This is a genomic window from Bacillus sp. FSL K6-1006 (assembly GCF_038593175.1).
Taxonomy (GTDB): Bacteria; Bacillota; Bacilli; order Bacillales; family Bacillaceae; genus Bacillus; species Bacillus safensis.
On sequence record NZ_CP151970.1, the window covers coordinates 2,518,463 to 2,543,933 of the forward strand.

The 25,471-nt window shown below is 38.8% G+C and carries 28 protein-coding genes, 1 tRNA gene, 2 pseudogenes and 1 other annotated feature; of the genes and pseudogenes, 6 read left to right on the top strand and 25 right to left on the bottom strand.

Annotated elements, in window-relative coordinates; genetic code table 11:
• Positions 1 to 8: 8 nt before the first annotated feature.
• The 3 genes from ilvN to ilvE all read right to left on the bottom strand — a co-directional run bounded on the left by ilvN (position 9) and on the right by ilvE (position 3,539).
• Positions 9 to 527, bottom strand: coding sequence for an acetolactate synthase small subunit (gene ilvN / locus NSS65_RS13045; RefSeq protein ID WP_007501584.1), 519 nt, complete (start codon positions 525 to 527; stop codon positions 9 to 11).
• Positions 524 to 2,248 (bottom strand): acetolactate synthase large subunit, encoded by a 1,725-nt coding sequence (gene ilvB / locus NSS65_RS13050; protein ID WP_326134836.1) that lies wholly within the window; start codon positions 2,246 to 2,248, stop codon positions 524 to 526. Before ilvB ends, ilvN begins: the two co-directional genes overlap by 4 nt.
• A gap of 122 nt (positions 2,249 to 2,370) precedes the next feature.
• Positions 2,371 to 2,616: a binding site (T-box leader), on the bottom strand.
• Between the two features lie 8 nt (positions 2,617 to 2,624).
• Positions 2,625 to 3,539: a branched-chain-amino-acid transaminase gene (gene ilvE / locus NSS65_RS13055; protein ID WP_024427825.1), complete on the bottom strand. Its 915-nt coding sequence runs from the start codon at positions 3,537 to 3,539 to the stop codon at positions 2,625 to 2,627.
• Between the two features lie 432 nt (positions 3,540 to 3,971).
• On the opposite strand from ilvE, the gene NSS65_RS13060 reads away from it, so the two are divergent.
• Positions 3,972 to 5,015 (top strand): lactonase family protein, encoded by a 1,044-nt coding sequence (locus tag NSS65_RS13060; protein WP_326134837.1) that lies wholly within the window; start codon positions 3,972 to 3,974, stop codon positions 5,013 to 5,015.
• Positions 5,016 to 5,246: 231 nt separating this feature from the next.
• Here the strand turns inward: NSS65_RS13060 and NSS65_RS13065 are convergent, their stop codons facing one another.
• The 6 genes from NSS65_RS13065 to NSS65_RS13090 all read right to left on the bottom strand — a co-directional run bounded on the left by NSS65_RS13065 (position 5,247) and on the right by NSS65_RS13090 (position 10,036).
• Positions 5,247 to 5,666, bottom strand: coding sequence for a YkvA family protein (locus NSS65_RS13065; protein WP_024423190.1), 420 nt, complete (start codon positions 5,664 to 5,666; stop codon positions 5,247 to 5,249).
• Between the two features lie 95 nt (positions 5,667 to 5,761).
• Positions 5,762 to 6,928, bottom strand: a complete 1,167-nt coding sequence (gene dltD, locus NSS65_RS13070; RefSeq protein WP_025092477.1) for a D-alanyl-lipoteichoic acid biosynthesis protein DltD — start codon at positions 6,926 to 6,928, stop codon at positions 5,762 to 5,764.
• Positions 6,928 to 7,164: a D-alanine--poly(phosphoribitol) ligase subunit 2 gene (gene dltC / locus NSS65_RS13075; protein ID WP_024423191.1), complete on the bottom strand. Its 237-nt coding sequence runs from the start codon at positions 7,162 to 7,164 to the stop codon at positions 6,928 to 6,930. The genes dltD and dltC overlap by 1 nt, the downstream gene beginning before the upstream one ends.
• Before the next feature lie 21 nt (positions 7,165 to 7,185).
• Positions 7,186 to 8,370, bottom strand: a complete 1,185-nt coding sequence (gene dltB / locus NSS65_RS13080) for a D-alanyl-lipoteichoic acid biosynthesis protein DltB (RefSeq protein ID WP_041107125.1) — start codon at positions 8,368 to 8,370, stop codon at positions 7,186 to 7,188.
• Positions 8,367 to 9,872, bottom strand: coding sequence for a D-alanine--poly(phosphoribitol) ligase subunit DltA (dltA, locus tag NSS65_RS13085; RefSeq protein WP_142945574.1), 1,506 nt, complete (start codon positions 9,870 to 9,872; stop codon positions 8,367 to 8,369). Before dltA ends, dltB begins: the two co-directional genes overlap by 4 nt.
• 14 nt (positions 9,873 to 9,886) lie before the next feature.
• On the bottom strand, positions 9,887 to 10,036 hold the full coding sequence (locus NSS65_RS13090) for a teichoic acid D-Ala incorporation-associated protein DltX (protein ID WP_024427820.1): 150 nt from the start codon (positions 10,034 to 10,036) through the stop codon (positions 9,887 to 9,889).
• 334 nt (positions 10,037 to 10,370) lie between these two features.
• Here NSS65_RS13090 and NSS65_RS13095 point away from each other — a divergent pair, with 334 nt between their 5' ends.
• The gene (locus tag NSS65_RS13095; protein ID WP_214755501.1) at positions 10,371 to 10,766 is read left to right on the top strand and encodes a VOC family protein; all 396 of its coding nucleotides are present in this window, start codon (positions 10,371 to 10,373) and stop codon (positions 10,764 to 10,766) included.
• Between the two features lie 228 nt (positions 10,767 to 10,994).
• Here the strand turns inward: NSS65_RS13095 and NSS65_RS13100 are convergent, their stop codons facing one another.
• Positions 10,995 to 11,174: a hypothetical protein gene (locus NSS65_RS13100; protein ID WP_214755500.1), complete on the bottom strand. Its 180-nt coding sequence runs from the start codon at positions 11,172 to 11,174 to the stop codon at positions 10,995 to 10,997.
• Positions 11,175 to 11,366: 192 nt separating this feature from the next.
• Between NSS65_RS13100 and NSS65_RS13105 the strand changes: the two genes are divergently transcribed.
• The 3 genes from NSS65_RS13105 to NSS65_RS13115 all read left to right on the top strand — a co-directional run bounded on the left by NSS65_RS13105 (position 11,367) and on the right by NSS65_RS13115 (position 13,557).
• Positions 11,367 to 11,555 (top strand): hypothetical protein, encoded by a 189-nt coding sequence (locus NSS65_RS13105; RefSeq protein ID WP_214755499.1) that lies wholly within the window; start codon positions 11,367 to 11,369, stop codon positions 11,553 to 11,555.
• A gap of 94 nt (positions 11,556 to 11,649) precedes the next feature.
• Positions 11,650 to 13,197, top strand: coding sequence for a T7SS effector LXG polymorphic toxin (locus tag NSS65_RS13110; RefSeq protein ID WP_214755498.1), 1,548 nt, complete (start codon positions 11,650 to 11,652; stop codon positions 13,195 to 13,197).
• A gap of 21 nt (positions 13,198 to 13,218) precedes the next feature.
• The gene (locus tag NSS65_RS13115) at positions 13,219 to 13,557 is read left to right on the top strand and encodes a hypothetical protein (RefSeq protein WP_214755497.1); all 339 of its coding nucleotides are present in this window, start codon (positions 13,219 to 13,221) and stop codon (positions 13,555 to 13,557) included.
• A 196-nt stretch (positions 13,558 to 13,753) separates the two neighbouring features.
• On the opposite strand, the gene NSS65_RS13120 is transcribed toward NSS65_RS13115, so the two are convergent.
• The 7 genes and pseudogenes from NSS65_RS13120 to NSS65_RS13150 all read right to left on the bottom strand — a co-directional run.
• Entirely contained in the window at positions 13,754 to 14,113 is a 360-nt protein-coding gene (locus NSS65_RS13120; protein WP_125587594.1) for an HNH endonuclease, read from the bottom strand.
• Between the two features lie 96 nt (positions 14,114 to 14,209).
• Complete coding sequence (locus tag NSS65_RS13125) at positions 14,210 to 14,776, bottom strand: hypothetical protein (RefSeq protein ID WP_125587593.1); 567 nt, start codon at positions 14,774 to 14,776, stop codon at positions 14,210 to 14,212.
• A gap of 155 nt (positions 14,777 to 14,931) precedes the next feature.
• Positions 14,932 to 15,831: a hypothetical protein gene (locus tag NSS65_RS13130; protein WP_211043143.1), complete on the bottom strand. Its 900-nt coding sequence runs from the start codon at positions 15,829 to 15,831 to the stop codon at positions 14,932 to 14,934.
• A 111-nt stretch (positions 15,832 to 15,942) separates the two neighbouring features.
• The gene (locus tag NSS65_RS13135; RefSeq protein ID WP_211043141.1) at positions 15,943 to 16,653 is read right to left on the bottom strand and encodes a hypothetical protein; all 711 of its coding nucleotides are present in this window, start codon (positions 16,651 to 16,653) and stop codon (positions 15,943 to 15,945) included.
• 88 nt (positions 16,654 to 16,741) lie between these two features.
• Positions 16,742 to 17,080 carry a hypothetical protein gene (locus NSS65_RS13140; RefSeq protein ID WP_125587590.1) on the bottom strand — a complete coding sequence of 113 codons (339 nt, stop codon included), beginning with the start codon at positions 17,078 to 17,080 and terminating at the stop codon, positions 16,742 to 16,744.
• Positions 17,081 to 17,097: 17 nt separating this feature from the next.
• Complete coding sequence (locus NSS65_RS13145; RefSeq protein WP_125587589.1) at positions 17,098 to 18,336, bottom strand: PIN-like domain-containing protein; 1,239 nt, start codon at positions 18,334 to 18,336, stop codon at positions 17,098 to 17,100.
• A 237-nt stretch (positions 18,337 to 18,573) separates the two neighbouring features.
• Positions 18,574 to 18,829 (bottom strand): annotated as a pseudogene (locus NSS65_RS13150) (hypothetical protein); the annotation flags it as partial.
• 292 nt (positions 18,830 to 19,121) lie between these two features.
• Here NSS65_RS13150 and NSS65_RS13155 point away from each other — a divergent pair.
• Positions 19,122 to 20,102: an SDR family oxidoreductase gene (locus tag NSS65_RS13155; protein ID WP_342467271.1), complete on the top strand. Its 981-nt coding sequence runs from the start codon at positions 19,122 to 19,124 to the stop codon at positions 20,100 to 20,102.
• A gap of 447 nt (positions 20,103 to 20,549) precedes the next feature.
• Here the strand turns inward: NSS65_RS13155 and NSS65_RS13160 are convergent.
• The 8 genes and pseudogenes from NSS65_RS13160 to gerE form a co-directional block, all read right to left on the bottom strand.
• A tRNA-Arg gene (locus NSS65_RS13160) sits at positions 20,550 to 20,623 on the bottom strand.
• Positions 20,624 to 20,743: 120 nt separating this feature from the next.
• Positions 20,744 to 21,268 carry a metallophosphoesterase gene (locus NSS65_RS13165; protein WP_041115066.1) on the bottom strand — a complete coding sequence of 175 codons (525 nt, stop codon included), beginning with the start codon at positions 21,266 to 21,268 and terminating at the stop codon, positions 20,744 to 20,746.
• Between the two features lie 14 nt (positions 21,269 to 21,282).
• Positions 21,283 to 21,885, bottom strand: a complete 603-nt coding sequence (locus NSS65_RS13170; protein ID WP_326134840.1) for an XTP/dITP diphosphatase — start codon at positions 21,883 to 21,885, stop codon at positions 21,283 to 21,285.
• Positions 21,886 to 21,895: 10 nt separating this feature from the next.
• Positions 21,896 to 22,624 carry a ribonuclease PH gene (rph, locus tag NSS65_RS13175; RefSeq protein WP_024427165.1) on the bottom strand — a complete coding sequence of 243 codons (729 nt, stop codon included), beginning with the start codon at positions 22,622 to 22,624 and terminating at the stop codon, positions 21,896 to 21,898.
• 151 nt (positions 22,625 to 22,775) lie between these two features.
• A complete protein-coding gene (locus NSS65_RS13180; RefSeq protein ID WP_024423204.1) occupies positions 22,776 to 23,837 on the bottom strand; it encodes a GerMN domain-containing protein in 1,062 nt (353 codons plus the stop codon).
• A 101-nt stretch (positions 23,838 to 23,938) separates the two neighbouring features.
• Positions 23,939 to 24,754, bottom strand: coding sequence for a glutamate racemase (gene racE / locus NSS65_RS13185; RefSeq protein WP_024423205.1), 816 nt, complete (start codon positions 24,752 to 24,754; stop codon positions 23,939 to 23,941).
• 10 nt (positions 24,755 to 24,764) lie between these two features.
• Positions 24,765 to 25,205 carry a MarR family transcriptional regulator gene (locus tag NSS65_RS13190; protein WP_024423206.1) on the bottom strand — a complete coding sequence of 147 codons (441 nt, stop codon included), beginning with the start codon at positions 25,203 to 25,205 and terminating at the stop codon, positions 24,765 to 24,767.
• Between the two features lie 150 nt (positions 25,206 to 25,355).
• Positions 25,356 to 25,442 (bottom strand): annotated as a pseudogene (gene gerE, locus NSS65_RS13195) (spore germination transcription factor GerE); the annotation flags it as partial.
• Positions 25,443 to 25,471: the final 29 nt, after the last annotated feature.

Here is a 25,471-nt window from a genome sequence, read left to right on the forward strand (position 1 = left end):
CCTTTTGTTTAGACAATTGAAATTGTTTTATTTGTTTGCGGCTTTTGCTGATTATCTCTCGCAAAGGCCGTAGTGCCAGTTCTGGCGACTTCTTTAATGCCGTATGGCTTAAGTAATTCAATGAGTGCTTCAATTTTTGAAGACTCACCTGTCACCTGAATGACGACACTCTCTCTGCTCACATCTACAATAGAAGCTCTAAACGGTTCAATGACCCCTGTGATCTCCATTCTAGATGCTGGTGCAGATACGACTTTTATCAAAGCCAGCTCTCGCTGAACGATTGATTGGTTTGTAATGTCTGTTACTTTCAGCACATCGATTTGCTTGTTCAGCTGTTTTGTCAGCTGCTCGATGTCTTTCTCCTGGTCTACATGGACGACGAACGTGATGCGTGATACATCTTGAATCTCAGAATGGCCGACCGTAATGCTTTCAATATTGTAGTGTCTTTTAGTAAAGAGGCCTGTGATTCTGTTCAGTACGCCTGATCGATTTAATACAGTCAACACAATAATTCTTTTCAAGGTTTCACCCCCACCATCTCATGAAGTCCTTTCCCCGGTGCTACCATCGGGAATACTTTTTCATCTCGCGCTACATTGACATCGATGAAAACAGGCTCTCTAGAGGTTAAGGCTTCTTCAAGCTTTTCTTTCGCCTCTTCGTCTGATGAGATTCTGATTCCTTTAATGCCATAAGCTTCAGATAATTTGACGAAGTCTGGCTGCTCTGAAAATTTAGAATGTGAGTAGCGTTCTTCGTAGAAAATTTCTTGCCATTGTCTTACCATTCCAAGGCTGTGATTATTGAGTACAATCACTTTGACTGGAAGGTTCAGCTCACGGATAACGGCAAGCTCTTGCAGGGTCATTTGGAAACCTCCGTCTCCTAAAATCGCCACAACAGTTGCCTCTTGATCAGCCAGCTGAGCGCCGATGGCTGCTGGTAATCCGAAGCCCATTGTGCCAAGACCTCCAGATGTTACCCACTTATCTGCATTTTCAAATGGATAGAACTGCGCTGCCCACATTTGATGCTGTCCGACATCAGTTGCGACAATGGCTTCACCTTTTGTGAATTGATGAATGTATTCAATCAGCTTTTGAGGCTTAAAGCCTTCTGCTTCGTTTTCAACGTACCAGAGTGGATATTCTTCCTTCCACTGATTTAATTGATTTTTCCATTCGTCTGATTCCCCTTGCTTCCCGTCCTGCTTGATCAGCTCTTCAAGAACGAGCTTACTGTCTCCAACAACCGGGATATGGGTATGAATGTTCTTGCCAATTTCCGCTGGGTCGATGTCAATATGAGCCACCTTCGCATGTTTCGCAAAATGATTAAGGTTGCCTGTTACCCTGTCATCAAATCTTGCTCCGATTGAAATGAGCAGGTCACATTGATGAAGAGCCATGTTCGCTGCATATGTGCCATGCATACCGGCCATCCCTAGGAAAAGAGGATGCTTTGCCGGGAATCCGCCAAGTCCAAGCAATGTATGAGCGACTGGGATTTGCTGCTGCTCTACATACTGTCTTAATTCTTCAGATGCTTTGCCATGAAGAACGCCAGCTCCTGCTAGAATGACTGGTTTCTTCGCTCTGCTGACAGCTTCTACTAATTTGCGAATTTGCAAATAGTTTGGCTCTACTTTTGGCTGATAACCAGGTAAATCAATTGGCTGATCATATTCAAACGTTCCTTCAATGCCTGCGACATCTTTTGGAATATCAATCAAGACTGGACCAGGTCTGCCTGTTGTTGCGATATGGAACGCCTCTTTAATGACACCCGGTAATTCCTCTGGATTTCTTACTTGGTAGCTGTGCTTTGTAATTGGCATTGTGATGCCGAGTACATCAGCTTCTTGGAAAGCATCCGATCCAATGACTGACGTTGCCACCTGCCCTGTGAATACAACAAGGGGAAGTGAATCAATCATCGCATCTGCAATTCCTGTCACAAGGTTTGTCGCTCCCGGCCCTGATGTGGCTATGACAACACCCGGTTTACCAGATACTCTTGCGTATCCTTCTGCTGCGTGAATCGCTCCCTGCTCATGTCTTGGCAGGACATGAAATAAACCAGAATCGTAAATTTTATCGTAGATTGGCAAAACCGCTCCGCCCGGATAGCCGAAAATGACTTCTACTTTTTCTCTTTTAAGTGCTTCAATTAACATGAGTGCACCGTTCATCGTTTGTGGCGCTTTTGATTTTTCCGTCTCCATTTGTACATTTGTCCCCATTTGATTTCCTCCTCTTTGTCTTGCTTCAGTCAAGTCCTTTCACCCTTTTCTATTCAAGATAGAGATATGAGACCATATAAAAAAGCCTTCTCACCCCACAATGACACTACTTTTCACTAGGTCAAAGGGGCGAAAAAGCTTTGTTTTTCGCGGTACCACCCTTGTTCACGGCAATCCTACTGCCGTCTCATGGACATCTTTCGTCCATTTTGGTAACGAGTGAGCAATGTCACTCGGTCTGCCCTACTATCATTTCAAGCAGACACTCAGAGGTGAGTTCACTTTAGAAAGTAACACCGGTTTCCAGCTAGCACCGGCTCTCTGTAGATACTGACTCTAAAGCTACTAGTCCTCTTCAACGTTTATCGATATCTATTTAACTTGCATGAATGTTTTCATCTGCAAAAACGACTTTTTCTCCCTCTTCAACTACTCGCTTACGGAATTGTTCAAGAAGTTTGTTTGTGTGGAACCCAGGTTTTCCTTCACCGATTGTACGGCCGTCAACTTTTACAACGGCGATGACTTCGGCTGCGGTTCCTGTTAGAAATACTTCTTCAGCTGTATACACATCATGTCTTGTGAATGGTTCTTCTTTCACTTCGTAGCCTAAGTCTTCTGCAATCTCCATGATGGCATTTCTTGTGATGCCTTCAAGTGCGCCGATATAACCTGGCGGTGTATAAAGCTTGCCTTTTTTATAAATAAACACGTTGTCTGCAGAACCTTCCGCCACGTACCCTTGATCGTTCAGCATCAGCGCTTCACTCACACCGGCCATATGGGCTTCGATTCGGACAAGAATGTTATTTAAATAATTTAATGATTTCACTTTTGGGCTAAGGACATCTGGACGATTTCGTCTTGTTGGAACCGTCACAATATCAATACCCGTTTCATATAGGTGCTTTGGAAAAATGGCCAGCGGCTCTACAATGATCACTGTGTTGGCTCTCCCGCAGTTGTTAGGATCTAAACCAAGATCACCCGCTCCTCTTGAGACGACAAGGCGAATATAGGCATCCTTTAGGCCGTTCCTTTCAACTGTATGAATCATTTTCTCCGTGAGTTCCTCAAGTGAATATGGAATGTTCAGCATAATAGATCTAGCGGAATCATACAGGCGGTCTAAATGTTCTTTCATTCGAAAGATATTTCCGTTATACACGCGAATCCCTTCGAAAACACCGTCGCCATATAAGAAGCCATGATCGTAAACTGAAATTTTCGCATCCTCTTTTTTCACGAGTTCATCGTTTAAAAAGATCCACTGTTCCTTTTGGTCTTCCATTTTCAGTGAGCACCCTCTCTTTCAAACAAAAAGTAGTTGAATTTTCAGACACTTTATATTGAAGTGTCTCTCGCTTGCACTGCGTGTTTGTTTAGCTTTTGTTGAACCCATCTTACGCCGCTTTCCATACAGTGTCAACAGCATTTTTAAAATTATTAGACAATTTAGACTAATCAAAATTAAATGTATACGCTTACACCTTTGCTAGACAAGGAATGAAAAAACTTAAAATTTTTTGTATTTTTTCTTCAATTTATTTACTTTACATGAACGGTTTTCTTTTGAGAAAACTTTTGTGATATTTTTTCACAACATTTTTGATGAATATTGTGAGATTTCTTTGGCTTTGTTTTTCTTTTGGCATGCCTTTCTAAAGCGTTTTCCTATGAATTTATGATAGAATGAGAGCATCTAATAGAAGGAGGGCAATACATGGCTAACATCAGAGGTTATATCGGTACGTATACAAAGGGAGACAGTAAAGGTGTTTATACGTTTACATTAAATACGGACAAGCAGCAGATTGAGCAAGTAGAAGTCGCTGCTGAGCTTGAAAATCCTACATATTTAACCGTGTCAGAGGATCAAAAGTTTGTTTATGCTGTTGTGAAAAAAGGATCACAGGGCGGCCTTGCTGCGTATCAAATTGATTCAACAACAGGCAGACTTCACTTCATCAACCAAGAGCTTGCCGATGGAGCTTCTCCTTGCCACGTCAGCGTGGACAGTCAAACGAAAACGGCGTATACAGCGAATTATCATAAAGGGACAGCAGAGATGTATGAAATCGATGCTGAAACTGGCTCAGTGATCCGCACGCTCTCACAGGCGCAGCATGAAGGAACTGGCCCTAACGAAGATCGTCAGGAAAAGCCGCACACTCACTTTATGGGTCTCACGCCAGATGAACAATTTGCAGTGGCTGTTGACCTTGGAACAGATGGAATTTATACGTATAAGAAAGAAGACGGCAAACTTGAGCTTGCTCATACATTTGAAACAAAGCCAGGCAGCGGACCTCGTCATATCACATTCCACCCAACGAAACCTGTGGCATATGTCATGACAGAGCTAAGCTCAGAGGTCATTGTGCTTCGTTACTTTGAAGATGGTCATTTTGAAGAGATCCAAACAATCGCGACCATTCCAAGCGATTTTACAGAGAACAATCAAGGCAGTGCCATTCATGTCTCTTCAGACGGACAATTTGTTTATGCAGGAAATCGCGGTCATGACAGCATTGCGATTTTTAAAACAGACGCTGACGGCCAATTAAGCCTTGTCGAGATTGCTTCTTCTGAAGGAAACTGGCCTAGAGATTTTGTGCTTGATCCAACAGAAGAATTCCTCGTCGGTTCAAACCAAGAATCTAGCAATCTTGTGTTATACAAACGCGACAAAGAAACAGGACGACTCACTGTCTTACAATCAGACATTACCGTCCCTCATCCAGTTTGCGTGAAATTTTTAGGGTAAAGAAAAAAGCCTCCAATAACGGAGGCTTCAGATTGTTGCCAAAGGGCTAAAATGAAAATCATTTTAGCCCTTTGTCTTCTTTTCAGCGTGATAGAAAACCTTTGCAGCCCTAGGAAGGACGAGCACCGGAGCGGAGCGAATTGAAACATTCGTGAGCACTGGAGCGCAGACCTGACAACGAATGCGAGGGTTTGTCTACACGCTAAAGCCTCCAATAACGGAGGCTTTTCTTTATACAGACGGCATACCGCCATCCTCAAGCTTTTGATCAATCAAAGAGGTATCGGTTTTTTCACCGAACCATTTTGACAGCCTGTCTTTTGCTTTCCCTTTCACATCATCATCAATGTACATCGCTACTTGAAGCAAAGCAAATGTAATGGCTCCTAAATCATCTGTATAGCCGACACCAATCAATGTATCAGGAATGAGGTCAAGTGGAAGGATAAAATAGCCGAGTGCTCCAATAATCAAGGTCTTTGCTTTGACCGGCACTTCGGGTTTTTGCAATGTATAGTAAAGTAATAGCACAGCATAGACAAGAGAGACACCAGCTTTTTGTGCCGTCTTTTTTAACTTTTCCCAAAAGGCATGATCATTAAAATGCTTCTTTGAACGCTTTAATAGTTCTTTTTTCTCAGAACGATTCATCATATCGCCTCCATCTACAGCATAGCCCTTTTCCCTCAGTTATACAAGATATCCGCTGATTCGACAAACAAAAAGCAGCAGAAAGCTGCTGCATTCTACTGCTCTTTGTAAAACTTTTCAATTGCCTTATCGATGTACACCCATCCTTTATAAGACACATGAATCGTATCTTTAAAGAAATATGGATCGTACTCATGCTTAGTCAAATCAGCGACTTCATACCCATTATCTCGAATTTGACGATTGATTTTTTCATAATAACCTGTACGGCCTTCTTTCGGAAAACCGGTGTAGTCATACCACTTTCCGTTGACAGGAATCGTTACAAACAAAGGCTTTGCCCCTGCCTGTTTTAAAATATCAAGCATGATTTGAAAATCTTTGTATTCTGGTGATTCCGCATAAGAATGACCTTCACGGGAATCCTTCATCTTTTTCATGATCGGTTTCAGCTTGTGGTCAAACAGTTTTTGATTAATATAAAACGGGTTGTCCCCTGCTCTTTTCGCACCAAAAATGCTCGCTTCTTTTTCAAGCTCAGCCCATGTTTTTCCTTTGACTGAAGGAGACGGTTGAAGCTTGCGCTCATGCCCCGATCCAATCGTATAGTACATGTCTTTCTTTTGAAGCATGCCATAGTACATTTTCGCAATAGGAGAAATCGCGCCATAAGCGAACTTGTTCCCAGATAGCTCTGCCTTAAAAAGCTCTGTAATCACCATGTCGTTTTTGACTGCTTTAAACTTCATAATTCTTTTAATCAGTTCTTTTTTCACAGTTGGATCAATTTCTTTATTATAGGCGAGATTCAGCGCTTGAAGCGCTGAATAGTTAGGTGCAAAGTGATTCTCGTCAGATCCCCATTTCACAAACCACTGCGGGGACACGATAAATACAAGCTTCTTCCCTTTTAATTCATCCATATGCGCTGCGAAGTTCATCGCATGAATTAATGATTGCGATCCACCTTTTCCAATAAGATAAGGTGTAAACCCTTGAGGATTCTCATGAAAGAAATTCGAAGGGTGATATGGATCAAAACGTGATAGTTCAGAAGATCCATAGATCGGCAAATAAGTTGGATCTTTTAGCATTTCATCTTGTAAATAGAGCCCTTGGAACATCCCTGGATCTAATTCTGTGGCTGACTTTTGTAATTTGTCTTTTGGGATCAGGTGTGAGAGCCATGCATTTGGTACAAGAAGAACACCAATGAATAGAACAGCCGCTAAAATAAGCGGCCCAAAAAAACGCTTTTTCATTACTTCATCTCTGCCAGCTGCTCAGCAATATGATTCGGCGTATCCCACACATCACGATCGAATTCTGTAATCGGAACAGTGATTCCGAGTTGACTTTCAATTGCCATAAGCAGTTCTACTGTACCAAATGAATCAAGAAGACCTTCTTCAAAAATCGCAATCTCTGGATTTTCTTTCACAACGTCGTCCTGACAAACCTCTGCAATAATACCGTATACTTGATTTTTAAATTCCATAATTTTCTACTCCCTTAATCATTAATGATGAAATGGTTTTCCTGAAAAAATATAAAATCCGAAACAAATCACATGGAATGTAATAATGATTGACACAACCATTGTGACCTTATTATCCGGCCACCACTTGTGCTTTTTATTCCATTTCTCAAATAAATTGTAACCGGACATGACAACTGCATGATATAGTCCGTAAATAATATATTGAAGGGCAAGGCCATGCCAAGCACCCATCAATAGAAAGAGGACAAAGTACCCAATATTTGATACAGCCATTCGGTTCTTGATCCACTTCTTTTTAGTCATAAAGAACACAAATCTCATAAACACGTAGTCTCTGAACCAGAAGGACAGGGACATATGCCAGCGATTCCAGAAGTCTTTAATGTTTCGGCTGATAAACGGTTTATTAAAGTTCTCTGGCGACTTAATGCCCATAATATAACTCACACCTACAGCAAACATTGTATATCCAGCAAAGTCAAAGAACAAATACATGCTGTAAGCATACATATACGTTAACTGCTGAACAAAGTGACTGCTGCTAATGTGATGAATATTCATCAGAATATATGTGTGAATTAGATAACCAATAATAAACTTATATAAGAAGCCAATGAAAATTTTATGAATACCGGCATATAGAAGATCACTGTATGCTTCCTTTTCAGGCGGCGTATCCATATCCTTTTCAAATCGGCGGTAACGGTCAATCGGACCTGATGAAATCGTCGGGAAAAAGACAATGAAATAGACCAAACGGTGAATCGGAATTTTCTTCTTAATCAAGCCGTCTCTTGTCTCAATAATTAACTGAACACCTTTAAATGTTAAGTACGAGATCCCCAAAAAGCTCAGCCAGTTCATTGGCGGCGGCTGGTGGGGCTGATGAGTTAAAAAGAACGGTAAAATCTTTGACAGCACAAGCGGCAAAATAGATGCCACCACTGCTGCATAGAAAACAGATGCCTGATTCGCCTTTAACCGGTATGCAAGGTACAGGCGGATGATGAAGACTTGCCACACCGTGAACAAGAAGAGCAGCAGCGCGCCATGGGCATCCTTTGAGAAAATAAGTGCCAGCGCCACAACCGTTGCAAACATGTTGTAGCCCTGCATTCTTTTGCCGCGAAGACCAAGAATGATCGTCGGCAAAAGAAGAATACCAATTAGAATGAAGAAAAAGAATGAACTAAACGGAATCATAGAAGAACCTCTTTCGCGATTCTCTTACGGTCAACCTTCCCGTTTGGCGTCATGTACAGCTGCTCAAGATACACAAACTTTCTTGGGATCATGTACGCTGGCAGTGAATCCGCCATTTCTTTCTTAATCGCACTTGTCAGCTGATACTCTTTTTCAAATGAATGAGCTGCTGGAACAATCGCTGCTATCAAGTACTCAACATGACCGTTTGGCTGGAATGGCACAATCACACAAGCATTGACATAGGTTGTCTCGCTCACATGATATTCAATTTCTTCAAGCTCCATCCGGTATCCATGAAGCTTAATTTGATAGTCGAGACGACCATGGCACGTAATTAATCCATCCTGCGCCACACCTGCGTCACCTGTGCGGTAAGCAGGGCGTCCTTCGTATTCAAAGAACACTTTATCCGTTAAGGCTTGTTCACCTAAGTAGCCTCTCGTGACGCTTGGCCCCACGATGACAATTTCCCCTTTTTCACCATCAGGAAGTGTCTTGCCTTCTTCATCTAAAATGACGATGTCTGTATCAGGTTTGGCATAGCCGACTGGTAAAGAATCGTGCTGATCAAGAATCGCCTGCGTGACTTCAATTGATGTGATCGCAACAGTTGCTTCAGTTGGACCATACGTATTAAAGACCTGCGCCTTTGGAAAACGCTCCAGAAGTGCACTTGCTACAGCTACAGGAAGCGCCTCACCGCAGAACAAGAAAACGTTCAGCTCTGGTAAAAGCTCCCCTGTAAAGGAAGGGTCCATTAAGCACATTTGCACAAAAGAAGGTGTTGATGTCCACACTTCAACGTCAGATTGACTAAGTGCTGCAAACATATCCTTTGGCTTATTCACAAGATCTTTCACTAAACAGTAAAGTGTGCCGCCTGATTGAAGCGCTGGATAGAGATCCATCACTGATAAGTCAAAAGAAAATGGTGCTTGATTTAAGAATGTGCGTCCCTCACCAATTGGGAAGTCGCGGCACATCCACTCTGTAAAGCTTTCTAAATTATTGGCTGTTACCTGAACGCCTTTCGGTTTTCCGGTACTGCCAGACGTATAAATGATGTAAAAGACATCATCTTGTTGAACCCACTGCGTGGATGGCGGTGCTTCTTTTTCAAGTGCTAAAAGCGATGCCGCACTCTTCACTTCAATGTGCTCTTCTACATCTATTACATTCTGCTCATTTGCACAAATCAATAGACTGGCTTTTGAGCTTTCAATAATTGAGACGATGCGCTCGACAGGTATTGAGATATCGACCGGAATATACGGTCTGCCTGATTTCACACTGCCTAAGAAAGAAATCAGCATCTCTGGCTCCATATGACCGTATACAATGACAGGTTCACTGCCAGCTGCGACTGCATCAATCGCACCAGCCATTTGGTCTGATAAATGCCAAAGCTCACCATATGTGATCGAAGCATGTTGAGAAACAAATGCTGGTTGTGTTGGTTTCGTTTGCTGGTATTCATGAATCGTGTGTAATAGTTTCATAGTTTAATCTCCAATTAAAAATCGTTGTAAATGAATGATCCCGTATTTGCTGTATGGAATCCGTAAATAAAGAACAATAATAGCAAAATAAGTAAGTAAAAGCTTGTATATCCTATCCATTTTACAGACTTATTTTCTGATAGCTTTTTGAATAGCATATTGATAACCTCTTTTCTTTTGACACTTATAGAGACGCACGGATCATCAAAAGAGTTTCATATCAAACCATAAAATTTTTAAGAAAATGCTAAAAAAATGTCGAACCTTAGAACGTCTCTTTTGCGCAAAGCTGTCTTATTGTAACAAAGATTTAATACATTTGAAATGAAATCCGATCTTAAATTTGCCTTAAAATTGCTGAAAGCTGTCGAGAAGCAGCATATTCTTCTTTATATTTATTCATTAACAGCTAAACAATTAAATAGAGTTCCATATTCATCTGAATTAAGTTACATTAAATCATATAATGATTAATCTTCTAAATGGGGGGCTCACCTATTGTCAAAAGGACTTATTCATCATATTGAACTAAATGTTTCGAATTTAAAGAATTCGATTATTTTTTGGGGGTGGTTTTTAGAGGAGTTAGGCTACGAGCCGTATCAAACCTGGGAAAGCGGTCGAAGTTGGAAATTGGGAGAAACTTATATCGTCCTCGTACAAACGGAGGAACGATTTATGGACATACCCTATCATAGACGCAGGTCAGGTCTAAACCACCTGGCTTTTCATGCCAGTTCCCGGCAGCAAGTAGATGATATGACTGAAAAGTTAAAAAGCATGGGGGTTAAAATTCTTTATGCCGATACACACCCCTTCGCAGGCGGCGATAAACATTACGCTGCTTATTTTGAAGATCCTGATAGAATGAAAGTTGAATTGGTGGCACCTTGATTTTAGTTTGACTAGAGAAATAAAAGAACCCATGATTTCATGGGTTTCTCGTCATTGCATGATAAGAAAATCCGTCACAAGACAAGCTGGTTCTCCGTTTTGATCTTATACACCTTACTTTTTTTAGTGGGAGAAAGAATGTTCTCTCTTTTGCATATTTACCGCTTTAATACCTTTTTCATTAGGAAGGTTAATTAAAAAACGCCCTTCCAATGGAGGGCTGTGTTATTAACTATGTTCTTTTGAGTATTTCTTAATCAATGCTTCGCTAATCCTGCTTACGATATAGATCGCAACCGCTAAAATCAGCATCAACGGAAACATGCTTAAACGATCATCTGCAACATATACAATGATCCCCACAATGATAGCCACTACGATTGCCGTTAAAAAATGCTGCACCGCCATCTCACCCCTTTGTATAAATCATATACATTTTATTACACAAAAGGTTTAATTGAAATGATTTCCATAAAAGCAGTAAGTTTCATTTGTCCGCTCTTAAAGTAGATTGCTATCCCCCTTATGTTGTTCGCACAATCTCCATATGTTAAAATCAACTAAAATATCTATTTAATGGATCAATCAGGAGGTCATTAAGTGTCACAGCAAAGCACTCCATCCAAAATGTTATTAATTACTTTACCCGCCTCTATTATTGCCCTTGTGATGATCTTAGGGAAAATTGATACACCTGTAACAAATGTTTTATTTTATCTTCTGGCTTTTAGTGTGATGGGTTTAGTTGTTTCAAGCTTAGTAAAAGACTACAGGAAAAAGAAAAATTAACTCCTCCTCTTGGGAGCTGTCGTTTATGCAGCTCCCTTTCTTTATGTGGACGCTTAATTGCTTCGAGTACTAACAGAAAGTAAAGGAGAACGGAATGAAAACCCTTGATGTCATTGAGTTGAAGAATGGAATTGACCAAACGCTGACCAAGTTGAAGCAGCAATCACATAATGTTAAGTCCTTAGAAAAACAAATCAATCAAATCATCTCTTTAGATGGCGCATTAAAGGGAGAAGCTGGACAAGCGATAAAAGATTTTTATACGGAGTGTCACATTCCCTTTTTGCAATTCTTTCAGATCGTCATTGAAGAATACAGCGGTGCGCTAAAAAAGACAAAACAGGCACTTCATGCTTTTGAATCAAACCCGAATGGTTTTATCTCTCAATCATTCATTGAACACGAGCTTGACCAAGGGTTAAAAAAAGCCGAACGGACCATTTCTGATATCGTATCCGATGTGAATCAAGCCCTCAGCAGGGTCAGCCATATTGCGCATTTGCCTCATGTAGATGAATCTGCTTTTCAACAAAGCTATCAAAAAGCCTGGCTTGAGACGTCCAAAACCATTGGACTACTTCATGCATTTGACAGAGAACAAACAAGTGCTCTAAATGAAACAAAAAATTCGCTTCACACAATGAAACAATATTTGGACACCTTAAGCACGATGTTCACTAGCCCAAAAATTGAGATTACCAGTTATCAAAAGGGCTCTATTTTCAAAGTTGGAAAAGAAGAAAAAATCAGCAGCAACATCAGCGAATTGAATGAAAAAATAGACACCCCTAAAGAAAATCCAATGACAATCATGCAGAAGAAGCTAAATGATAAAGAGCGATCAAATGTAGATACGATTTTAAATAGGAAACCGTCTAATAAAATCAATCAAAACGCCGTGTTCGTAAATGGAAAAGTATATAATACAAATGAAAAGATTGACTTCGCAAATGCCAAAACAGTTGAAGTTATTCGAGATGGAATGCTATATCGGTTACGAATATCGGATCAAAACAAAGTGAATATTGAAAGCATCACAAAGATTTCTGACTTGAAACAAACCTCAAACATCTTAAATACAGTGGTTGAATTTACAGGAATAAATGATGCCATTCGAGTCATCACAGAGAGAGACCCTGTCACAGGTGACAAAGTCGCTGACATGGACCGTCTAGTATCAAGCTTGTACATGATACCAGGAGCTAAAATCGCTAAAGTTGGAAAATACATATTTAAAATAATGAAAGGAGAGAAAGTAGCCAAGAAGATTGTCAAAACACCTTCCTTCGGAAAACACTCCGTACCAAAAGGTCCGTATCGTGAAGTAAATGGTTTCCCGGCAAAAGTAAAACCAGGAGCTCAAGAGAAACATATTCCTGATGCACCTAACTATAAACAGGAGATAGCTAATGGTAAAACAAAGAGTATCTTCTTTGGAGATAATAAAAAAGCACAAAAATTGCTTGATAAACATGCAGGTACTGGTGATATGTTAAAAACAAAAAATAAAGAAAGAGTGGATTTTGGTCAAGTCATAGGAAAGCATTACAATACAGAGACCAATAAGTATGAAGAGACTACAAGAGGCATTATACATTATAGTAAAAACGGCGCTCACATCGTGCCTTCACAACCATCCTAAATATGAGAAAAGAGGATTGACATGGAACCTGATTCTTTATTTAAAACATTATCAAAATACAAAAATAGAGACCTTAAATTGGAATATGAAAATGGATTAAGGCTAATCGGTAGAACTGATACATTTTTTGAAACTGATAACGGTCTAGAAGATGATGACATCAATTATAAAGAATATTACGCTACAGTCTTTCAAGTAAATAAGATTTTATCGCCTCCCCTTAATAATGAAAAAGACAGTTTATATACTTGGTTAATTGAGGGAAACACTTTGTTTGAGATCTCTCTTTATGAAGATACACCAAATGCAGTTTATATGGCAGACGGTCAAAAAATATGGGAATTGGCCAGTAATGAATAACTAAGAAAAGCCCCTCCATGTCGGAAGGGCTTTTCTTTTACTTCTGCTTTATTTCAACATATTTTAGTAGGATGTGTACTCAGCTTTACACCCTGGACATACAAGAAGATGTCGTTTAATGCCACGTCCGATTTTCATAATCCTAGAACAGAACTTGATTATAAAGATAGTTCCACATTGATCACATGTGCATTTTTTATAATCCATTTCCAAACCCTCCATCTTCTTTAGCTGTCTTCCTACCGTAACAGGATACACATAGCAGCTGCCAGTTAGAAGAATCCCAGAATAATTTTTTATCTCCCTTATGTGGTTTGAAGTGATCCACTACTGTATCAGCAATCCGTTTGCCTTGTAACATACAAGACTGACACAAAGGATGCTTTGCTAGATCACCTTCACGCGCTTTACGCCATCGGCTGTTATACCCACGGCGTGACGATGATTCACGGAACAGATCATATAAAGGCTTTGATGTCCTATGCTGCTGGCAATATCCTTCGCACGTTAGTTGAGGACATCCAGGTTCATTACACGGCTTTAATGACTTTTTCATTCATGTTCTTTATCCCCTCTATAAAACGTTTATCTTTAGCCTCTCTTTTAAGAGAGGCTAAAGATAAACGTTTTATAGCATAATAATATATCTAACTTAATTTGAATTTAAATCTTTTGCCTTTTTAGTATATATCGCTTTAACTTCCTTATCTGACAAAACTTTTCCATCTTGTATTTCTTGCTTAGTTCGACTCCATTCTGATTTTAGGATTACTTGCTGAAACATTATTATTTCTTTTTGATGTTTCATTGCAACATCTTTATCAAATTCGTCATTTTTTAATAATAACAAGAGAACATAATTGAATTCATTAATAAGTTTTTTCGCATATTCCTCTGTTGGATTGACTAGTAAACTGATATTAATTTGTAATCTCCTTATTGTTGCAATACTCTCACCGAAGTTGAAATCATCCTTCCATTCTTTCTCTTCTTGTGAATGTCTCAATAACGAATCCCATTTGACAATATGTAGAAATATCAAGTCATTAATTTCCACAAAATTATCTCTCATTTTATTAACCCATTCAATTCTTTGACTACTTATAGTGTCCACAATAGACGTCCTTCTTGCATTTTTTACTTGAATCACAATTGTTATAATACCAGTAACAACAGAAACAATACCTGCAATAATTGCAGCGGTTATAACTTCATTCATTAAATCTCCCCCTTTTATTTTTACCGGTGAATTTCGAAATTTGTCAAACGAAAAACGACCTCTACAATGGAAGCCGCTCTCAATTTATCACCTAATACCATCATAACCGCACTCAGACAAAATGCTTTGCCAAAAGTGTGCCATTTTATTAAAACTTATATAATTGGCTTGAAGCCACTACCTGTCCCTGTATATTCAACTTTCTTTATCGCTTCTAAGTCAACATATTCACCTTCTTCTTGTGTATCGTAATATGTAAAGTGTTTATATTTGATGAACACAGTAATTACTTGAGAATCTCGAGAAGAAAAGTTTCGATTGATTTCATTTAAAAAACTGATAATGTCTATTTTTTCCTTATTTTCGTATTTTTTTCTAACCCAGTATTTAAAATCATTAATTATTACTTTTTCTGGGATAATTCTAATGGATTCACCTTTAGCAATTTTTGTGTCTAAATCTGAAGTTTTCTTATTAAGTTTAATTAATAATTCGTCTAATTCTTCTCTGCTTATAGATTGCTCTTCCTTTTTAAATAATCCTTGTATTAATTCCTCGGTGCCATTTCTGTAATCTGAAACAGATTTTAATAATTCTTGTCTAAAATCAATTAATTCTTCTAATGTTTCTTTTAATTTCTGTATAGTATCTTGAGAAACTGATTGTGACTCAGCTAATTTCTCAGCAGTCTCTCTAATATCAACGATAGACTGCCTTTGACCAGCTACGTCTACTAAAGTCATTAAAATAGCTATAACCGCTAGTATTATAGAAATTCCTGTAGCCATAACATTAACTTGATTTCCGGCATCTTTATCGCTACCAAAAGCTAATACTAATGTAAATGTAATGATTAAGAGTGCAATAATAATATTGTATACAAAATGACCAATGCCTATTTTTTTATTTATCACCATAAATCCCCATTCTCTTTTTAAAGACATTATATAACTAGAATAGTTATTAATCCACACAATCCACCAATTAACCATATCTATTATTGTGTCTAACTCAGGGAATCGCTGAATCCTTTGCCCCTCTTGCTGTTCAGCCATTTTATTTAAAATGAGCTGGACATTTTCTCGTTATGGTGAGTTGATGAAAATAATCTCAAAAAAAGCCCACGTTTAATACCGAGGACTTTCAACTAACTCTATACACCTATTTCAATTTGATATAGTGCTTAGAATCCCATTCTCAAAATATAAATACTTATTCCCTTTATAAATCCACTGCTCCATAGTATGATCTGCTGTTTGAGTTTTGTTTATCTTTTCAGGCTTCCCCCATCCTTCAATTAATACTTCTTCTTTAGACATACCAACAGAAACACTTTGAGGACTATTAGTTCTCTCTTCTATCACAGTTGCTCTTTCTCTTATAGCAGAATACTTTTCTGCTTCTTCCACTTCCTTAATATTTTCTTGAATTTGGTCATCTTTATCATTTTGCAAAGCATCTATGTGTTTTTTATTATTTTCTTGGGTTTGAAGAAAATCTAAATCTGCATGACTGTTTTTGTATTTTACTTTATCTAACATTGCATCAACATAAGTATAATCATCATAATTATCTAAACTCACTTTAGCACCTTTTAACTGTTCTAACTTTTTGTATGCGGAAGCTATAAAATAATAATCTTTTTTAAATTCATTTTCTAAATCCCTTGTCTTTTTAATAACATGATCATATTCTTTATTTTTAATAAAATTAATAATTTTTTTGTCTTCTTTAGTGAGGTCATGTTTCTTTTGAGTTATTTTTTCTTCTCTTGATGATTCTTTAAGTTTATCTCCATTGAACTTAGTAACATTTTGATTAGAGCATCCGAATAAAGCAACTAAAAGTACGAATAAAACAAGAAGAAAATTTTTCATTGGAAACCTCCAACATATTATTTAAGTTCAAGTGACTAAATAACCCGATTTTTAGCATATCGTTAGAAAAAGCACCCCTTAGGATGCTTTATTTACTAAAAATAAGTCGATAAATCATTTCTTCATTGCGAATATCTTCTTTAAATTTTGACCTATCCAAAGAGTAAAGATACCATTTTTCATGACTATTAGAGGAATTAGCTAACTCCACTTTTATGATATCGGGAAAACTGTATGTATACTCTTCACCATTTTCTGGATTCTCCAAATGAATCAATAAAAGTACTCCTGTTCTAGTTACAAATAAATCATGACCAAGTATTTTATGCCATATACTCTCATCAAATCCTGGAATATCAGGTTCATAACTAATTTGAATCCTTTTAAAAATATTAAAACAACTAATCAAATTTTTATCAAATTTCATTTATATCCTCCTATTTTTTAAAAGAGCTCATTATAGACATAACGACTAAAACTATCAATATCCACTATAAGGCCCGACACATCATTTATTAATTTAATTTCAATATCGTTCATTAGAATTTCTAATATAATTTCAGTATATGGTCTACCAAATTTCTTTTTAAGTAGATTGAATAACTCATCGAAGTAAAGAGGTTTTTCATTAAAATAGTGCAGCTTATTTACTATGAATTTGCAAAATTTAATCATTAATTCACTCTTATCTTCTTCACTTAATTCATTCATTTTAAATGAAAAAGGGATTTTAAATTTTTCACCTTTCATATTATAAAAAATAGCATCTTCGTATTTCTCTTCAAACAACTTGGTTTTAAACGCTTCACTTACTTCCTTAACCTCTGAAACAGCTGATTGATCTAAACCACCCTTTATTTCTATAAATCCAATAGAGCTAAACATATAAAAATCTTTCTCTGATTTATTAGAGAATTCATTTAACAATTCTACTCTAGGACCAATAATTCTTCCTTTAGCTTCATACCACCAATCTTCTTTTTTTTCATCAGTTATGAAAATTATATTTGTGTTATTTTCGACAGCATAATCCAATACCTGTTTCCAAAGAATGAAGTCACCATACTTATTTTGTATCTGTACCCCATTATAATATTTAATACCTTTTTTATTTTTAACATCCTTATATCCAGGTGGTATTTCGTTATTAAATCTATTGTCTGCTTCTTTCATAATATCTATTAATTCTTCTTCAGAATAGGGGTCACCGACTCTATTACTATACAAATCAGTGATTTTTGATTTTATCGAATCACTTTGTAAAAGATCATCTTCTTCACTAATCTTTTTTAAATTATGTACCTTTACCTCAATTACTTTTTTAATCTCGTAAACTAAAGAATCTAAGTCATCTTTATGTCTTTTTTTAAAATTTGACAGATCTTTATTGAGTATGTCTCTAATTTTGTCAGGTATCTGTTGAAAAGCTGAACATACTTTTTCATTCGATCCTCTCTGTTCTAAAATAACTGATTTTCTATTGTAATGATATTCTAATCCTACGTGATGTGGCATCCATAAATTTTCTTTATATTTATCTAATAGTTCGAGAATTTGATCTGAAGTTTCCTTAGTGTATCTATATAAATTTAATAAAACGTTGGTATCAATAACAATTATTGACTCTTCCCAAATATTTTTATCTTCTTTATCAAAATAAAATTCGCGAAATTTCTCTTTCAATCTAATTCCTCCTATACAGATTTCATAATGATTATCGAACATAATTGCCTAATTTGAAGTAAATGCAAATTTTGTCGAACGAAACACCCTCTGCTATAAAAAAGTCTTTAAATTTATGACCTATTACAACAAGCCTACTCTCTTGGAATATGGGGTTTCCTGATAAAAAGTCGAATTTCATTTTTAAACTAATTACTGAAACATTTAAACATCCACCTGTCATGAGTACATGTGGGACTATAAACCGAAATTGTCCTTTGTCTTATCCGTTGTATCTTGTATAATCCCGATATATCGTAATCTAACGTCTGGTGTTGAATGATTGAATATTTCTTGCAACAAGGCAACGCCTTTGAATTTCTTATAGTGCCAATAACCAAATGTCTTTCTCAAAGTAAAGGTCGGAAACTTCAAAAGTTTCTTTACCAATAAGAGAAAGGGAAACCAATTCTGCGGCAATTAGCTTTACATATTTAAAGAGTGGAGTCTGACTACCTACTTTGAAAATCTCATGAACAAAATTGAGATACCTAATAGGACCTGTAAAATACTCTTCTTCGCCTTCATACATTTTTCGACTTCCGATAAATTGGTCTGCAACTTTTATTACTTCCCAGCCTTGATTGCTGATGCGTATTCAAACACCTTGAAATTCCAACCTACTCATAAAAGCTTACTAAAACTCTTCAAATAACTCCTTCACAAGTTTATTCATTATTAATACTTGGATTAGCAGTAAACAACATAAACATTTAAAGGGAATAAGTACGTTTGGAGGGAATTCAATGACACAAGATTCTGATGAGAGTAAGTTGCAACAAATAAAACAAATGCAACAGATGTTTCTAGAGAAAATGAAAACTCAACCTTATCCCATGTATCCTAATTACGGAAAAATCACACGCTATGAAGAAATCCCAATTAATTTACCTGAACAACGTCAACTTCGTCATCCTGGTGTAGAAGGTTTAATGGTACCACTTCCAATTATTGAAAATACAAATTACAAAGGGAGTGGTAAGTTAGCGGGAAAAGTTGCTCTCATTACAGGAGGGGATAGTGGTATTGGTGCAGCAGTAGCCATTGCCTTCGCAAAGGAAAGTGCTGACGTTGCGATTGCATACTTAGATGAACATGAAGATGCTAATAGAACAAAAGCAAGAATCGAAGAACTCGGGCAACATTGTTTATTGATGCCAGGAGACTTGCGAGATAAAAGGCAATGTATCAACATTGTAGAGAAAACAGTAAAAACCTTCGGGCGTCTAGATGTTCTATGTAACCACGTTGGTATCCAATTTCAACAACCAAGCCTTCTTGACATTACAGACGAACAATTCGATGACACCTTTAAAGTCAACATATACTCACATTTTTACACAACCAGAGCAGCGCTTCCATACTTAAAACCAGGCAGTTCTATTATCGGCACTTCTTCAGTCGTAACGTATGTAGGGGAGCAACAAATGATTGATTATACAGCCACAAAAGGTGCAATTGTTGGTTGGACACGTGCTTTGGCTAAAAATGTTGTAAAACAAGGAATTCGTGTAAACGCTGTTGCTCCTGGTCGAATCTGGACGCCACTCATTGCAGCAAGCTTCTCGTCAGATCAAGTGGGTGTATATGGAGCATTTAATCCAATGGAACAAGTTGCACATCCATTTGAACTCGCACCAACATTTGTTTATCTTGCTTCTGATGATTCACGTTTTGTTACAGGTCAAGTGCTGCATGTTGACGGCGGGGAATCCACACATTCCTAATATAAGGAGGTCATTGGATTGAGATATGAATTTAATCCAAAAGTAGAGTTATTACTTGTGAATCATTCAATGAAAAAAGTTACTATGGTTTATATGGAGCATTCATGGCTAATGTCTGAAATTGGACGTAGACCGCCTTATTATTGCTACCCACATTACGAACTGAATTATCCAATCATTTAAATAAATCGCAGTTATTCAGGCACGTTTAGGGCATACAAAAATGGATACAACTATGTCAATTTACGCTCATGTCATTGAAGAAGCTGATCAGAAATCAGCCACTCATTTTGATAGCTTCTTTGATACAAAAACAGGGAACGGAAATACTTAAAAATAAATCCGCTCCCAAAACCCTGTTTTGAAGCGAGTTGCGAACTAATGTTTCAATGAACAAAAAAGCCTGAAACCCTTGATAAGAAAGGGTTTCAGGCTTTTAAAATAGTACGTCCCAGGAGAGATTCGAACTCCCGACCGACGGCTTAGAAGGCCGTTGCTCTATCCTGCTGAGCTACTGGGACATGTTGTTATGTAGTGTGCTGTGGTGTATTACCTCAGCGACAAGATTTATTATATTACTATTGTTCTTTAAAGTCAACGGTTTTTCGAAAGTTTTTTCATAAGGGGCAAATGCTGCACCCTTATGAAATACCTTCCAATGTGACAGTGTTTTCGAGGTCTTGTATTGCAAGACCTTCGTCCGTGAAAAACTGTACGTTTGCTTCGCTTCCATCTAGTGTCAGTATAGCATAGCTGCGCTCTTTTCGCACTCTTGGCAGGTGCACGCTGCCTGGGTTAATGAGCAGTTTTCCTCTTAGCAGTTCACTGCCTGGAATGTGCGAGTGGCCAAAGCAGATAATGTCTGCGCCCAGCTCTTCTGCACGGTAGTAGACTTGAAGCAAGGATTGTTTGATGCCATGCAGATGTCCGTGAGTGAGAAATAGTTTTCCGCCTCCATCAAGTGGGAGCAGGAGCTCTTCTTCAAAATCGCCCATAAAGTCACAATTTCCTTTGACGACTTTGTATCCTTCGAGTGCTGGGTGGTTCGTTTCGAGTTCTGAATCTCCGCAGTGAATCATCATGTCAACTTCAGCCGCATGCCGTTTGGCAATGGTTTGAAGTTCGTCTGTGAGTCCATGACTGTCACTAATGATGAGTATCTTCATGGCTTCATTCCCCCTTATTCATTTGCGTCTAGCAGTGATGAAAGCTTTTGAAGCGCGACCGCTCGATGGCTGATCTTGTTTTTCTCCTCTGGTGATAATTCGGCCATCGTCTGGTCTTTGTCTTTAACGATGAAAATTGGGTCGTATCCGAAGCCATTTTCGCCGATTGGTTTTTCTGCGATGAAGCCTTCTACTGATCCTTCTACCGTCTTTGTTTCTTTTCCCGGTATACTGACAGCAAGGGCACATCTGAATCTGGCTGTGCGGTCTTCTTTTTCAATGCCTTGAAGTTCGCTCAGCACTTTTTCCACATTCTCCGCATCGTCTTTATGCTCACCTGCGTATCTCGCTGAATACACACCAGGTTTTCCGCCCAGATAATCAATCGACAGACCGGAATCGTCTGCAATGACCATTTCACCTGCTTTGGCTTGAATGGCCTCCGCTTTGATGATGACATTTTCTTCGAAGGTTTGTCCTGTTTCTTCAATTTCTTCAGTAAAGCCAATGTCTGCTAGTGTTTTGACCGTGAATCCTTTTGGCTCAAGAATGGCTTTGAATTCTTTCGCTTTGCCCGCATTGTGCGTTGCAATGATGGCTGTTTTCATCCTGATCAAACCCTTCTCTTTATTCGATGACTTCTCCTGTTACTGCTTTTTGCTTCTCGATTAATTCTTTGATGCCCTTTTCGGCTAAATCAAGCAGTCCGTTTAGCTGTTCTCTTGAGAATGTCGCTTCTTCGCCTGTTCCTTGAAGTTCAACAAAGCGACCAGCGCCTGTCATGATGACATTCATATCTACTTCAGCAGACGAATCTTCTTCATAGTTTAAATCTAACAGAAGTCCTTGCTGAGAATCAATTCCGACGGATATCGCCGCTAAATAATCAGTAATCGGGTTTTCTTTGATGACTCCTTCAGCTCGTAGCTTTTGAATCGCAAGTGTCATGGCAACAAAAGCACCTGTGATGGATGCTGTGCGAGTGCCGCCGTCTGCTTGAATGACATCACAATCAATCCAAATGGTGCGTTCGCCAAGCTTTTCTAAGTCAACGACTGCGCGGAGTGCTCGTCCAATTAAACGCTGAATCTCCATAGTGCGTCCTGTGACTTTTCCTTTAGATGATTCTCTTATCGTTCTTTGTGCAGTTGCTCTTGGAAGCATGCTATATTCTGCTGTGATCCAGCCTTTTCCTTCTCCTCTTAAAAAAGGAGGTACGCGGTCTTCGATCGATGCGTTACAAATCACCTTCGTATTTCCCGCTGAGATTAAGACAGAGCCTTCTGGGTGCGTGATGTAGCCTGCCTCTATTTCAATTTTTCTCAATTCGTCATATTGTCTTTCATCTAATCTCATGTTTTACCTCCGTTACGATATACATTCCTCGCGAGTGCCAGCGGGGTTCTCCTACTAACTTTGACAACCTCAGCTCGTTCTAATCGCTTGGAATAAAAAAGAGGCAGCGAATATGCATGCCTCTTTTTCTCCATTATATCAATGTGTGACGTTAAAAACTACCTGTATTCACTTGTTCTGGTCGTGAAACCGGCTTTGTGAGCTCTGCTCCTTTTTCGTTCACAAGCTCAGCCTTGCCGTTCACCTTGACTGATACGCTTTTGACGTCCGGCAGCTCGGTTAATGTGAGCACAATGCTATCAAGAACTTTTTGTGAAATAACCTTTTTCTTTTCATCCGCACTGCCAAAAATAGATTCGTTGAAATCAAGTGTCACATGGCCATCTTTTACTTTTGGTACATCATTCAGCTTCACATCTTGATCAAAGTCTGTAAGCAGATGGCTTTTTTTGCTTGGCCCAGAAACGAGCTCATCAATTGCTGCTGTAATCGGATCATCCTCGTCTTTTGGCGCTCTTTTGGTCACCGGAACGTAGTACGTCTGTTCATCAGATTCAGCTAAATAGTAAACCGTCACTGGCTTTGTCGCTGTCATATCAGCAGCAGCCTCGTGCTGGATATTAATACCGTCTTCTCTGCTTAAATCATCTGAGATAGGTGTACCGTTCACTGGCATTTCTTTTAGTTCATGTCCATTCATCTTCAATTTGACTTTGGCTATGGAATCAAACTGAGTTAACGTCCAAGTGACAGATTGCAAAATGCGCTGCTCGTCTTCTTTTTTATAGTTTTTAAATTCATTTGAAAAATCGACAACCGCCGTTCCGTCTTTAATATCGACAGATACGCGCGTATCCGCTGGCAGCACTGCTCTGAAGCCATTCGGCATTAAGTTAGAAATAGGTCCCCCATCCACGAGATATTCAAGGGTTTGTTTGGCACTTCCTTCATTTTTCGGCAGTGGAATGGATTGAGAGACGACATACCCGTTTTTATCAATTAAATATAATTCTCTCATGACCGTATCTGCCTGCTTCTCTTCTTTTCCTTCTTTGGCTGTTTGTTTATCTTCTTTATTTTCTTTCACATATGTGACGTTTTGTGGTGGATCAATCTCTGTTTTCGCTTGGTCTGTTTGAAACAATCCGCATCCTGACAAAAGCATGGCTGACGCGATACACGTAACAGCTGCTGTAGATCCTTTTTTCAGCATACTTCACCCTCCTCTAGTAGTTTGTACTACTATGTATACGAGCTCCCCCAGAGGATTAGACCCTTTTCATAAAAAAATAACCCACTTCAAATAGAAGCGGGTTATTGCTGGTAGATGTGTTCAAGTGACACGGTTTCGACCTTCCCTGGCAGGTAGCCAAACCAGTCACGAGCGATGTTTTGAAAATTTTGCTGCTGCCCTGTTGTGTAAAATGTATGGACAGGCGTTTCTTTAGAGGTATTTAACAGCCCTTTATATGAAAGAATCGTACTTGCTTCTCTCGCTGTCTCATCTCCTGATGAAATAATGCTGACATCACTGCCCATAAAGCGCTGAATCGGCTCTTTTAAAATCGGATAGTGTGTGCAGCCAAGAATAAGAGTGTCAATTCCTGTTTCTTTCATCGGTTCAAGGGAATCTTTCACCACTGCCTCTGCTGTCTGATCTAAAAACGTACCGCTTTCCACAAATGGGACAAGGAGCGGACACGCCAGACTTTGAACCGTTAGACCTGCTTTTAGGGACAGCAGCGCTTCTTTGTATGCCTCGCTTTTGATCGTATTGATTGTGCCAATAACGCCAATATGCTGGTTGTTTGTCACCTTGATCGCTGTACGGGCACCAGGCTGAATGACGCCAATAACCGGAATATCAAGCGTTGCTTTAATTTCATCCAGTGCGATCGCCGTTGCTGTATTGCATGCAATGACGAGCATTTTAATATGGTGGTGTTTTAGTAAGTAGTGTGCCATTTCCCACGTATATTGAAGAACTTCTTCTTCTTTCCGCGGGCCATATGGACATCGTTTTGTATCGCCTACATAAATGATTTTTTCTTTTGGCAGTTGTCTCATGATTTCCTTTGCAACGGTTAAACCGCCGACGCCGGAATCAATGACGCCGATTGGTTGATCCAACAAAATCGCCTCATTTTCTTTTCATTTGCTGCTGTAGTTTCGTTAAGGATTGGTTGAAAACGATGGCTTCTTCTTCTGAGAAAGCCCCTAGAAGTTCACTGACGTATTCTTGGCGTTTAGCAATCACTTCTTGAATGATCCGCTCGCCTTCAGGCAATAAATGAATGCGAACCACGCGGCGGTCAGATGGATCTTTCACCCGTTCGACAAGTTCACTTTTTTCCATTCTATCAATTAAATCAGTGGTTGTGCTGCAAGCCAAATACATCTTTTGTGACAGCTCGCCTATGGTCATATCTCCGAATTCATAAAGCCACTGAAGCCCAATGAATTGTGGAGGTGTAATCGTATATTGATTCAGGATTTCTCTGCCTTTTTGCTTAATAATTGCGGCAATGTGACGCAATGATTTTTCAATCTCTGCAACATGGCCTGACTCATTCGTTTCCATTTTATTGATACCTCACTATAGCATCTCACTTTGATTAAAACGTACATGTCTATTTTCCTCGTTTTTCAAAGAAAATGCAAGAAGAGACTCATGGAAACCCATATAGAAATAACCGGTTCCTTCCCGATATGGAAGGAAAACCGGCTGACTTTAGAGCTCTAGCTCACCCATACGCAGAAGCTCGACTACAGCCTGTGAACGGCCTTTGACTCCTAGCTTTTGCATGGCATTTGTTATGCATACCTTTTACAAATGAGTATAACTTA

What these genes read in the sequence shown, in the direction of transcription:
- NSS65_RS13065 (WP_024423190.1), bottom strand. Translation starts at nt 5,666, where the DNA reads ATGAATCGTTCTGAGAAAAAAGAACTATTAAAGCGTTCAAAGAAGCAT.
- dltD (WP_025092477.1), bottom strand. Translation starts at nt 6,928, where the DNA reads ATGAAAAAGCGTTTTTTTGGGCCGCTTATTTTAGCGGCTGTTCTATTC.
- NSS65_RS13115 (WP_214755497.1), top strand. Translation starts at nt 13,219, where the DNA reads ATGGAACCTGATTCTTTATTTAAAACATTATCAAAATACAAAAATAGA.
- ilvE (WP_024427825.1), bottom strand. Translation starts at nt 3,539, where the DNA reads ATGGAAGACCAAAAGGAACAGTGGATCTTTTTAAACGATGAACTCGTG.
- NSS65_RS13100 (WP_214755500.1), bottom strand. Translation starts at nt 11,174, where the DNA reads ATGGCGGTGCAGCATTTTTTAACGGCAATCGTAGTGGCTATCATTGTG.
- NSS65_RS13135 (WP_211043141.1), bottom strand. Translation starts at nt 16,653, where the DNA reads ATGAAAAATTTTCTTCTTGTTTTATTCGTACTTTTAGTTGCTTTATTC.
- rph (WP_024427165.1), bottom strand. Translation starts at nt 22,624, where the DNA reads ATGAGATTAGATGAAAGACAATATGACGAATTGAGAAAAATTGAAATA.
- NSS65_RS13110 (WP_214755498.1), top strand. Translation starts at nt 11,650, where the DNA reads ATGAAAACCCTTGATGTCATTGAGTTGAAGAATGGAATTGACCAAACG.
- NSS65_RS13125 (WP_125587593.1), bottom strand. Translation starts at nt 14,776, where the DNA reads ATGAATGAAGTTATAACCGCTGCAATTATTGCAGGTATTGTTTCTGTT.
- NSS65_RS13165 (WP_041115066.1), bottom strand. Translation starts at nt 21,268, where the DNA reads ATGAAGATACTCATCATTAGTGACAGTCATGGACTCACAGACGAACTT.
- dltB (WP_041107125.1), bottom strand. Translation starts at nt 8,370, where the DNA reads ATGATTCCGTTTAGTTCATTCTTTTTCTTCATTCTAATTGGTATTCTT.
- NSS65_RS13190 (WP_024423206.1), bottom strand. Translation starts at nt 25,205, where the DNA reads ATGGAAACGAATGAGTCAGGCCATGTTGCAGAGATTGAAAAATCATTG.
- dltA (WP_142945574.1), bottom strand. Translation starts at nt 9,872, where the DNA reads ATGAAACTATTACACACGATTCATGAATACCAGCAAACGAAACCAACA.
- ilvB (WP_326134836.1), bottom strand. Translation starts at nt 2,248, where the DNA reads ATGGGGACAAATGTACAAATGGAGACGGAAAAATCAAAAGCGCCACAA.
- NSS65_RS13155 (WP_342467271.1), top strand. Translation starts at nt 19,122, where the DNA reads ATGACACAAGATTCTGATGAGAGTAAGTTGCAACAAATAAAACAAATG.
- NSS65_RS13140 (WP_125587590.1), bottom strand. Translation starts at nt 17,080, where the DNA reads ATGAAATTTGATAAAAATTTGATTAGTTGTTTTAATATTTTTAAAAGG.
- dltC (WP_024423191.1), bottom strand. Translation starts at nt 7,164, where the DNA reads ATGGAATTTAAAAATCAAGTATACGGTATTATTGCAGAGGTTTGTCAG.
- NSS65_RS13120 (WP_125587594.1), bottom strand. Translation starts at nt 14,113, where the DNA reads ATGAAAAAGTCATTAAAGCCGTGTAATGAACCTGGATGTCCTCAACTA.
- NSS65_RS13060 (WP_326134837.1), top strand. Translation starts at nt 3,972, where the DNA reads ATGGCTAACATCAGAGGTTATATCGGTACGTATACAAAGGGAGACAGT.
- NSS65_RS13130 (WP_211043143.1), bottom strand. Translation starts at nt 15,831, where the DNA reads ATGGCTGAACAGCAAGAGGGGCAAAGGATTCAGCGATTCCCTGAGTTA.
- NSS65_RS13180 (WP_024423204.1), bottom strand. Translation starts at nt 23,837, where the DNA reads ATGCTGAAAAAAGGATCTACAGCAGCTGTTACGTGTATCGCGTCAGCC.